This is a genomic window from Mycobacterium sp. NGS67 (genome assembly GCF_059812185.1).
Window position 1 is genome coordinate 122,036 of sequence record NZ_JCALCF010000015.1, and the last position, 8,109, is coordinate 130,144.

Below are 8,109 nucleotides of genomic sequence, written 5' to 3' on the forward strand. Positions count from 1 at the left end.
GAGCAGACGCAGAATCGCACGAAAAGCGCCGCATTACGCGATTCTGTGTCTGCTCGGCAAGCGAGAGCGACAGGATCGTCGCCGACGCGGTGCCCGGCGCGCCGTACACCTGCGCCAGGCCCACCCGCGGGTTGCCCGGCACCTGGCGCTCGCCGGCCTCGCCGCGCAACTGGCGCACCAGCTCGTGCATCTGCCGCAGGCCCGACGCGCCGATCGGCTCGCCGTTGGCGATCAGACCACCGTCGGTGTTGACCGGCATCGACCCGTGAATCTCGGTGGCGCCGTCGGCCAGCAACTTCTCCTGCTCACCGTCGGCACACAGGCCCGTCTCGGCCATGTGAATGACCTCGTTGCCGGCATCGGTGTCCTGCAACTGAGCCACGTCGACGTCCTCGGGCCCGATCCCGGCCGCCTCGTAGGCAGCCTTGGACGCGTACACCGTCGGCGAGACATCCTCGTCCAGCGGCGCGAACGTGGCGTGCACCTCGTAGGCGCCGTAGCGACGGGTCCGGATCTCACAGGCCCGCACATAGACGGGTTTGTCGGTGTACTTGTGCGCGATGTCGGCCCGGCACATGACGACCGCGGCGGCGCCTTCGTCGGGCGCACAGAACATGTACTGCGTCAGGGGGTAGTTAAGCACCGCCGAGTTGAGGATCTCCTCTTCGGAGATCGGCTTGCGCCGGAATGCGTTGGGGTTCAACGCACCGTTGCGGAAGTTCTTCGCGGCGACCTTGGCCAGCGTGGCCTGGGAGATGTTGTGGTCGTGCAGGTACTTGTTGGCCTTCATCCCGAAGAACTTGGTGGTGACGAACTGGCCGTTCTGGGCGTACCACTGCGGTAGCGCCAGCTTGGCGGGGTCGTCGGTGAACGCGCCACGCGGATGCTTGTCCAGGCCGATGGCAATGCCGATGTCGTACTTGCCCAACCGGATCGTGTCGGCCGTCTGCTGAATGGCGCTGGCGGCGGTGGCGCAGGCGTTGAACACGTTGGTGAAGGTGATGCCGGTCAACCCGACCAGCCGGGTCACCGCGTCCGGGTTGGACACCTCGTGGCTGCCGCCGAAGCCGAACTGGATGTCCTTCCACTCCAGCCCGGCGTCGGTCAACGCGGACTGGATGGCCTCGGCACCCATCTGCATCGCGGTCTTGTCGAACCTGCCGAACGGGTGCAGGCCCACTCCGATGATGGCGACGTCGTTGCTCATCTCACGCTCCCGTCGCGACCGGTTCGAACGCGAAGGTGAGGATCTCCTCGCCGTCCTCGTTGGTGGTCAGCGGGACGAAGGTCAGCTCCACCTCCTGGCCGAACTGCAGCTTGGCAGGGTCGTTCTCGGTCAGCCGGCCCTCGACGCGGATCACGTCGCCGAGCTGTACCAGGCCCACCCCGAACGGAACGAACTCCTTGCCGGTCGGCCCGGCGTACGGCGCGCCGGGCGGGAAACCCTGCGTGGTCCACGCGACCAGGCTGCCCCGCCGGGGTAGCAACACCTCACTCATGTTGCCCAAACTGCAACGCGGACAACGTTGCTGGATGGGGAATGTGGTGGCGTCGCAGTCACCGCAGCGACTGCCGATCAATTGGGGATTCTCGTCGGGCCAGGTCGAGATTTCTGGGGCCAATGCTTTCGGCATCGCAGGTCCTCCATCGGACGCGAGAATATTGACTCACCAAACGTACAACAGCGTTCCGCTTTTGTGGAAATCTGGTTCTCGTTGTTGGGCTCGGTAGCTGGCGGCCACGATTTACGATTTGCCCATGTCCCTCGAAGTTGGCCAGGTCTTTGCCGGCTACACGGTCTTGCGGGTGCTCGGCGCCGGCGGGATGGGCAAGGTGTACCTGGTGACGCATCCGCGGCTGCCGCGCGAGGACGCGCTCAAAGTGCTGCCGGCCGAGGTCACTGACGACCCGGAATACCGGTCGCGCTTCGCCCGCGAGGCTGACTTGGCCGCGGGTCTGTCGCATCCGAACATCGTGCGCATCTACGACCGCGGCGAGAACGACGGCCGACTGTGGATCTCGATGGACTACGTGGCCGGCACCGACGTCCACCATCTGCTCGGCGAGCGTTATCAGAGCGGCATGCCCGTCGACGAAGCAGTCTCCGTGGTCAGCGCTGTCGCGTCGGCGCTGGACTATGCCCATCACCGCGGTCTGCTGCACCGGGACGTCAAGCCCGCCAACATCCTGCTCACCGAGCCCGACGACGGCCAGGCCCGCCGAATCTATTTGGCCGACTTCGGCATCGCCCGCCGCATGGACGATTCCTCCGGGCTGACCGCCGCCAACTTCGCCGTGGGCACCGTCGCCTACGCGGCACCCGAACAACTCAAAGGCGAAGCCGTCGACGGCCGTGCCGATCAATACGCGTTGGCGTGCAGCGCCTTTCACTTACTGACCGGCGCCCCGCCCTACACGCACAGCAATCCGACCGTGGTGATCACCCAACACGTCAGCGCCCCGCCTCCCTCGGTCGGTGCGCGCCGGCCGGAACTCAGCGCACTGGACCCGGTGTTCGCCAGGGCCATGGCGAAGAACCCCGCCGGCCGGTTCAGCAGTTGCAGCGAGTTCGCCGCGCAACTGAGCGCGCACTTGACCCCGTACCACCACGACACCCCAATTGCATTGCACGCCAGGCAGACCCAGCCTTCGATCGCTCTACCGCCATTGCCGGCCCAGCCCCGGCAACACTGGTGGCAACGCCCGGCCGTGCTGATCGCCGCCCTCACGGCGGTCGCGTTGCTGATCGTCGGCGGCGTGTTCGTCGGCGTCAAACTGAACCAGCCCCGACCGCGCTCCGCCCCGAACGCTCCAAGCGCGAGCAGTCCCGCACCGCCGGCCCCGACCACCGCGCCGGTGGGTCCGTTCACCGGTACCTACCGCGTCGATTTCGGCCCGGTCGGCGATCTGGACGGCAACCAGGTTCCCGACGAGCAACCGTCGACAGGTACCTATGGGGTGCGCTCGACGTGCGGCGGGGCCGGATGCGTGGCGACGGCGTCCCGCTTGACCGGGGAGCGCAGTTTCGCGTCGACGTTGGTCTTCGACCAAGTGCGGGGCAGCTGGGTGGCGGTGGCGCTCTCGACGACCCAATGCCGTGACAAAGCCGGAGAGATCTGGGAGGTCTTCCGGCTGCAGGCGCGTCCGGACGGCACACTGACCGGCGAGCAAACCCGGACCTCGCGTAACAACTGTCAGGAACGGCGGGCCGTCACCTTCACCCGCACGGGTGATGCCGACGCCGGACTGCCCGATCCGGCCACGCTGCCACCGCGGTCGGCGTCCGCGGCCGAGGCGTTTCACGGTCACTACCAACTCACCCGTACCTTTGCCGGCGGTAGTCCGCAACTGATGGGAAACTCCGGTATCGACACGAACTGCCTGCGAACCGGTGACCGCTGCATGAGCTATTTCCATTCCAAATCCGGTGATGTGCCATTGGTTTTCGCCGGAGGCAACTGGACCTGGGCCGACTCGAGCACCGGCAAGTGTCCCGACGGCAACCCCGCGACCTTGAACGCCAACGCGACGTTTCCGATGCCGCAACCGGTGGAGGATCCGTTGCCTTCGCTCACCGGCCACGGTCACTGGGTACAGACGCGGGCTTGTGCGGTCAGCATAGACTTCGACGAAACATTGACGCGCACAGGCGATTAGCAAAATGGTGCTGCAAGCTGGCCAGGTGTTCGCCGGATACACGATCCTGCGGGTGCTGGGTGCCGGCGGGATGGGCACGGTGTATCTGGCGACGCACCCGCGGTTGCCGCGCGAGGACGCGCTGAAGGTCCTGCCGTTGGAGCTCACCCACGACGTCGAGTACCGGGCGCGCTTCATTCGCGAGGCCGAGCTGGCGGCCGGTTTGTCCCATCCGCACATCGTCGGGATCCAGGACCGCGGCGAGCACGACGGCCAGTTCTGGATTTCGATGGATTACGTGGCGGGCACCGACCTCGCCCGGATGCTGGACGAAAGCCATTGCGGGGGTTTGGCAGTCGCCGAAGTGACGCCGATCGTCGCCGCGGTCGCTTCGGCGCTGGACTACGCCCATCACCGCGGCTTGCTGCACCGCGACGTCAAGCCGGCCAACATCCTGCTCGCCGAGCCCGGCGGCGGACAGGCCCGCCGCGTCTACCTGTCCGATTTCGGGATCGCGCGCCGCATGGACGATTCGGCCCGCCTGACCGAGACCGACATGGCCGTGGGCACAGTGAGTTACGCCGCTCCCGAGCAACTCAGGGGCGATCCGGTCGACGGGCGTGCCGACCAGTATGCGTTGGCCTGCACCGCCTTTCACGCGTTGACCGGTGAGCCGCCCTATCCGGATGTCAATCCCACTGTGGTGGTCACCCAGCATGTGTTCGCTCCGCCACCGGTGATCAGCGTGCGGCGGCCTGACTTGGCGGGGCTGGATCTGGTGTTCATGAAAGCCATGGCCAAAGAGCCGGGGAGCCGGTACGCCAGTTGCGGCGACTTCGCGGCTCAGCTGAGCCGGTATGCGCGCGGCGAGCTACCTGCCGCTGCGGTGGCCGCCTTCACCGCCACCGCGCCGGCCCTTCCCGTTGCCGCGCCAACCCTTCCTGTTGCCGCGCCGGCCCGGCGCCGCCCGCGGGTCCTGATCGGGGCGCTGACGGGCGTGGCGTTGTTGATCGCCGCCGGCGTCTTCGTCGGGGTCCGACTCTTTCGGGACAGTCCCGCACCTGCCGTCACACCCCCCGCCGTCAGCCCGATGCCGACCACGACGACCACGCTCCCGCCCACCCCCGGCCCGTTGAACGGGACCTATCGTGCCGACTTCGCCGTTGCCACCGATCTCGACGGCAACGGCAAGGGTCCGGCGCCGAGCACGGCCAGTTACGGATTGCGTTCGGTATGCCGGGGCGCGGCCTGTGTCGCGACGGCGACCAAACTCAGCGGCGACGTCGTCTTCGCGGCGAATCTGGTGTTCGACGAAGTCCAAAGCCGTTGGATCGCCGTTTCTTTCGGCTCCGAACAATGTCGTGGAACCTCATCCGAATACTGGCAGGTTCTCGTGCTGCAGTCAGGTCTCGACGGCACGCTGTCCGGCGAGTTCACTGCGACGTCGGCCAACACCTGCCGGTACAAGCGGACCGTGACCTTCACCCGCACCGGCGATGTCGACGTCGGCGCAGTGGCCGATCCCGCTACTTTGCCGCCGCGGGTGGCCTCGCCCGCCGAAGCGCTGCGGGGCCGCTACCGCGTCGAACGGAGGTACCCCGACGGGACGCCCGGCCAGGCCGAAGAGCAGACCGTCACCACCAGATGCGTGCGCACCGGCGAACGGTGCATGAGCTATTTGCACGGACCCGCGAGTGACATACCGCTGGTGTTCGTCGGCGGCAGCTGGACCCAGAGCGAAGAGGCTGACTACGTCTGTCCCGCCGGCGGCACCCTGCATTTCAGTGTGACCGCGCGGTTTCCATTGCCCGCGCCGGCGCAGGATCCCATCCCGTCGCTGAGCGGAAACGGGCACCAGGAGCAGACCGGCGCGTGCGCGGTGAACACCGACTTCACCCAGACCTTCACGCGCACCGGTGACTAACTCAGCGCTGGAATCACTTCGCGCTCGAACAACTCGATGCCGGACCGGTCGTAAGCCGCCTCGGGGAAATAGCAGATCGCGTATTCACACCCGAGGTCGCGCACCTTGGTCAACCGCTCGATGACCTGCTCGGGTGTGCCGGACGCCGAATCCGGGATGCCGCCGACCATCGAATCCGCCAGCGCCTCAGGCACATAGCCGGCCAATCGGTCCCGCACCCGTTTGGTGCGGTCGGCGACGTCGGCCTCCGAGGTCCCGACGACGGTGGTGAAGTTGGCCGACCGGACGATCGCGTCGAAGTCGGTGCCCAGGTTGCGGCAGTGCTCGGCAAGTACCTCGGACTTGTGCGCGAACGCTTCGAGTTCCGGAGTGAAGTTGGTGTATTGCGCGTACTGCGCGGCGATCCGCAGTGTCTTCTTTTCCCCGCCGCCCGCGATCCACAACGGAATACCATTGTCCTGCAGCGGCTTCGGTGCGACGATCGCGCCGTCTACCTGATAGTGCCTGCCGTCGAAACTGACCTTGCCGTCACGCCAGGCGTCGCGCATGATCTGCACGCCCTCGTCCAGCCTGGCCAGCCGCGCTCCCGCCGAGGGGAAACCGTAACCGTAAGCGCGCCATTCGTGTTCGTACCAACCCGCGCCGATGCCCATCTGGACACGCCCGCCCGAGATGACGTCGGTGGTGGCCGCCACCTTGGCCAGATAGACCGGGTTGCGGTAGCTCATCGCGGTGCACATCTGGCCGAGCTTGATTCGCGAGGTGACGGCGGCGTAGGCGGCCATCAGCGTCCATGCTTCGTGGGTGGCTTCGTCCGTGGGCAGCGGCACCGTGTGGAAGTGGTCGTACACCCACAACGAATCCCAGGCCCCGCCGTCTGCATAGGTGGCCAGGTCGCGCATCACCGCCCAGTGCCGTTCGGGTTCGATGCCGACGAGATCCATCCGCCAGCCCTGCGGGATGAAAAGACCGAAGCGCATAGGACGGACTCTAGACCTGCGCGGGTGGCCCCATGCCACGAGCCGGGATTATCCGTTTGGCACCATGGAACCAGGGTCGCGGAAGAAAGGATGAGCCGAGTGGAACTGTCCGGTGTAGGAGTGTGGAGCAGTCAACTGCGCTACGGTGATGCCGCCGAAGCTGCCGACGCCGCAGCGGAATTGGACGAGCTCGGTTTCGCGGCGCTGTGGATTCCGGATGTCAGCGGATCGGTGCTCGAGGCGGTGGAACGCCTACTCGCTGCGACCGAACGCACGGTGATCGCCACCGGAATTCTCAATCTGTGGATGAACTCCCCCGACGACGTTGCCGCAGCCCATGCCCGGCTTGTCGCCGAGCATGGGGATCGTTTTCTGCTCGGCATCGGAGTCAGTCATGCCCCGTTGATCGACGCCGGCAATCCTGGCCGGTACCGCAAACCGCTCGCGGCGACGGCCTCGTTCCTGGACGAATTGGACGCGGCAGCGCACCCGGTGCCCGTCGAGAGCCGGGTGCTGGCCGCGCTGGGCCCCAAGATGCTGCAGCTGTCGGCGACCCGCGCCCGCGGCGCCCACCCCTACCTCGTCACTCCCGAACACACCGCTTCTGCGCGTGCGACGCTGGGCGAGGGACCGTTGCTGTTGCCCGAGCAGACCGCGATCCTCACCGACGACGCCGACGCGGCGCGCAGTATCGGAACCGATTGGCTGCGCGGCTATTTGGCGATGCCGAACTATGCCAACAACATGCGTCGCAGCGGGTTCTCCGAAGACGACCTGTCGCAGATCAGCGATCGGTTCTTCGATGCGCTCATCGTGTGGGGCGACGAGGAGGCGATCCTGCGCAGGGTCGCCGAGCACAGGTCGGCCGGCGCCGATCATGTCTGCGTCCAGGTGCTCCAAGCCGACCCCAGGTCGTTCCCGCGGGAACAATGGCGGCGTCTGGCCGCCGCCGCCTCATAGCCAAAGTCATGGCGCTCAGTCACCGGCTCAAACATCTGCAATACCGGACATTCTACCGGCTCGGGTTCGTCCCGTGGGACGGGCACCCCATCGCAGCAAAACTCCGAGAGCTGGTCGAAGACAACGCAATTGCTTCCGGCACCGCGCTCGACATCGGCTGCGGCACCGGCGACAACTCCATCTATCTGGCCCGGCACGGATGGCGGGCGACCGGAGTGGACTACGTGCCACAGGCTCTCGCCAAGGCCCGCGTCAAAGCCAGGGCCGCCGGTGTCGACGTCAACTTCGTCCGCGCCGACGTCACCCGGCTGAGTTCGGCGCGCGTGGGCCGGGACTTCGCGTTGGTCGTCGACAACGGCTGCCTACACGGCATGAACGACGACGACCGCGACGCCTACGTGCGTGAGGTCACGGCAGTGGCGACGACGGGCTCCCGCCTACTCATCATGGCGATGATCCCCGGTCGTTCGCCGGGAGTGCGTGGGATCGACTTACCCGAGATCCAGCGACGTTTCGCCCCCGCCTGGACGCTGGTGTCCTCCGGCGACGAACCGTCCCTGGATCACAACGGCAAGAATCCCGGCCGCCACTACCTCCTGCAGCGCACCT

At 66.7% G+C, this 8,109-nt stretch carries 6 protein-coding genes and 1 pseudogene; 4 read left to right on the forward strand and 3 right to left on the reverse strand.

The window, feature by feature from the left end; genetic code table 11:
• Positions 1 to 64: 64 nt before the first annotated feature.
• A pseudogene (locus tag AC5Y4D_RS16115) lies at positions 65 to 1,207 on the reverse strand (thiolase family protein); the annotation flags it as partial.
• A 1-nt stretch (position 1,208) separates the two neighbouring features.
• Positions 1,209 to 1,634, reverse strand: coding sequence for a Zn-ribbon domain-containing OB-fold protein (locus AC5Y4D_RS16120; protein ID WP_499945548.1), 426 nt, complete (start codon positions 1,632 to 1,634; stop codon positions 1,209 to 1,211).
• Positions 1,635 to 1,758: 124 nt separating this feature from the next.
• Between AC5Y4D_RS16120 and AC5Y4D_RS16125 the strand changes: the two genes are divergently transcribed.
• A complete protein-coding gene (locus AC5Y4D_RS16125) occupies positions 1,759 to 3,657 on the forward strand; it encodes a serine/threonine-protein kinase (protein WP_499945550.1) in 1,899 nt (632 codons plus the stop codon).
• A gap of 4 nt (positions 3,658 to 3,661) precedes the next feature.
• Complete coding sequence (locus AC5Y4D_RS16130; protein ID WP_499945552.1) at positions 3,662 to 5,560, forward strand: serine/threonine-protein kinase; 1,899 nt, start codon at positions 3,662 to 3,664, stop codon at positions 5,558 to 5,560.
• Here AC5Y4D_RS16130 and AC5Y4D_RS16135 read toward each other — a convergent pair.
• On the reverse strand, positions 5,557 to 6,540 hold the full coding sequence (locus AC5Y4D_RS16135) for an LLM class F420-dependent oxidoreductase (RefSeq protein WP_499945553.1): 984 nt from the start codon (positions 6,538 to 6,540) through the stop codon (positions 5,557 to 5,559). The two genes, AC5Y4D_RS16130 and AC5Y4D_RS16135, sit on opposite strands and share 4 nt — an antisense overlap.
• 99 nt (positions 6,541 to 6,639) lie before the next feature.
• Here AC5Y4D_RS16135 and AC5Y4D_RS16140 point away from each other — a divergent pair, with 99 nt between their 5' ends.
• The gene (locus tag AC5Y4D_RS16140) at positions 6,640 to 7,500 is read left to right on the forward strand and encodes an LLM class F420-dependent oxidoreductase (protein ID WP_500037587.1); all 861 of its coding nucleotides are present in this window, start codon (positions 6,640 to 6,642) and stop codon (positions 7,498 to 7,500) included.
• Between the two features lie 8 nt (positions 7,501 to 7,508).
• On the forward strand, positions 7,509 to 8,109 hold a 601-nt coding region (locus tag AC5Y4D_RS16145), incomplete at its 3' end, for a class I SAM-dependent methyltransferase (protein ID WP_500037586.1).

Coding starts and splice junctions, on each gene's coding strand:
- AC5Y4D_RS16120 (WP_499945548.1), bottom strand. CDS start 1,634: ATGCCGAAAGCATTGGCCCCAGAAATCTCGACCTGGCCCGACGAGAAT.
- AC5Y4D_RS16125 (WP_499945550.1), top strand. CDS start 1,759: ATGTCCCTCGAAGTTGGCCAGGTCTTTGCCGGCTACACGGTCTTGCGG.
- AC5Y4D_RS16130 (WP_499945552.1), top strand. CDS start 3,662: ATGGTGCTGCAAGCTGGCCAGGTGTTCGCCGGATACACGATCCTGCGG.
- AC5Y4D_RS16135 (WP_499945553.1), bottom strand. CDS start 6,540: ATGCGCTTCGGTCTTTTCATCCCGCAGGGCTGGCGGATGGATCTCGTC.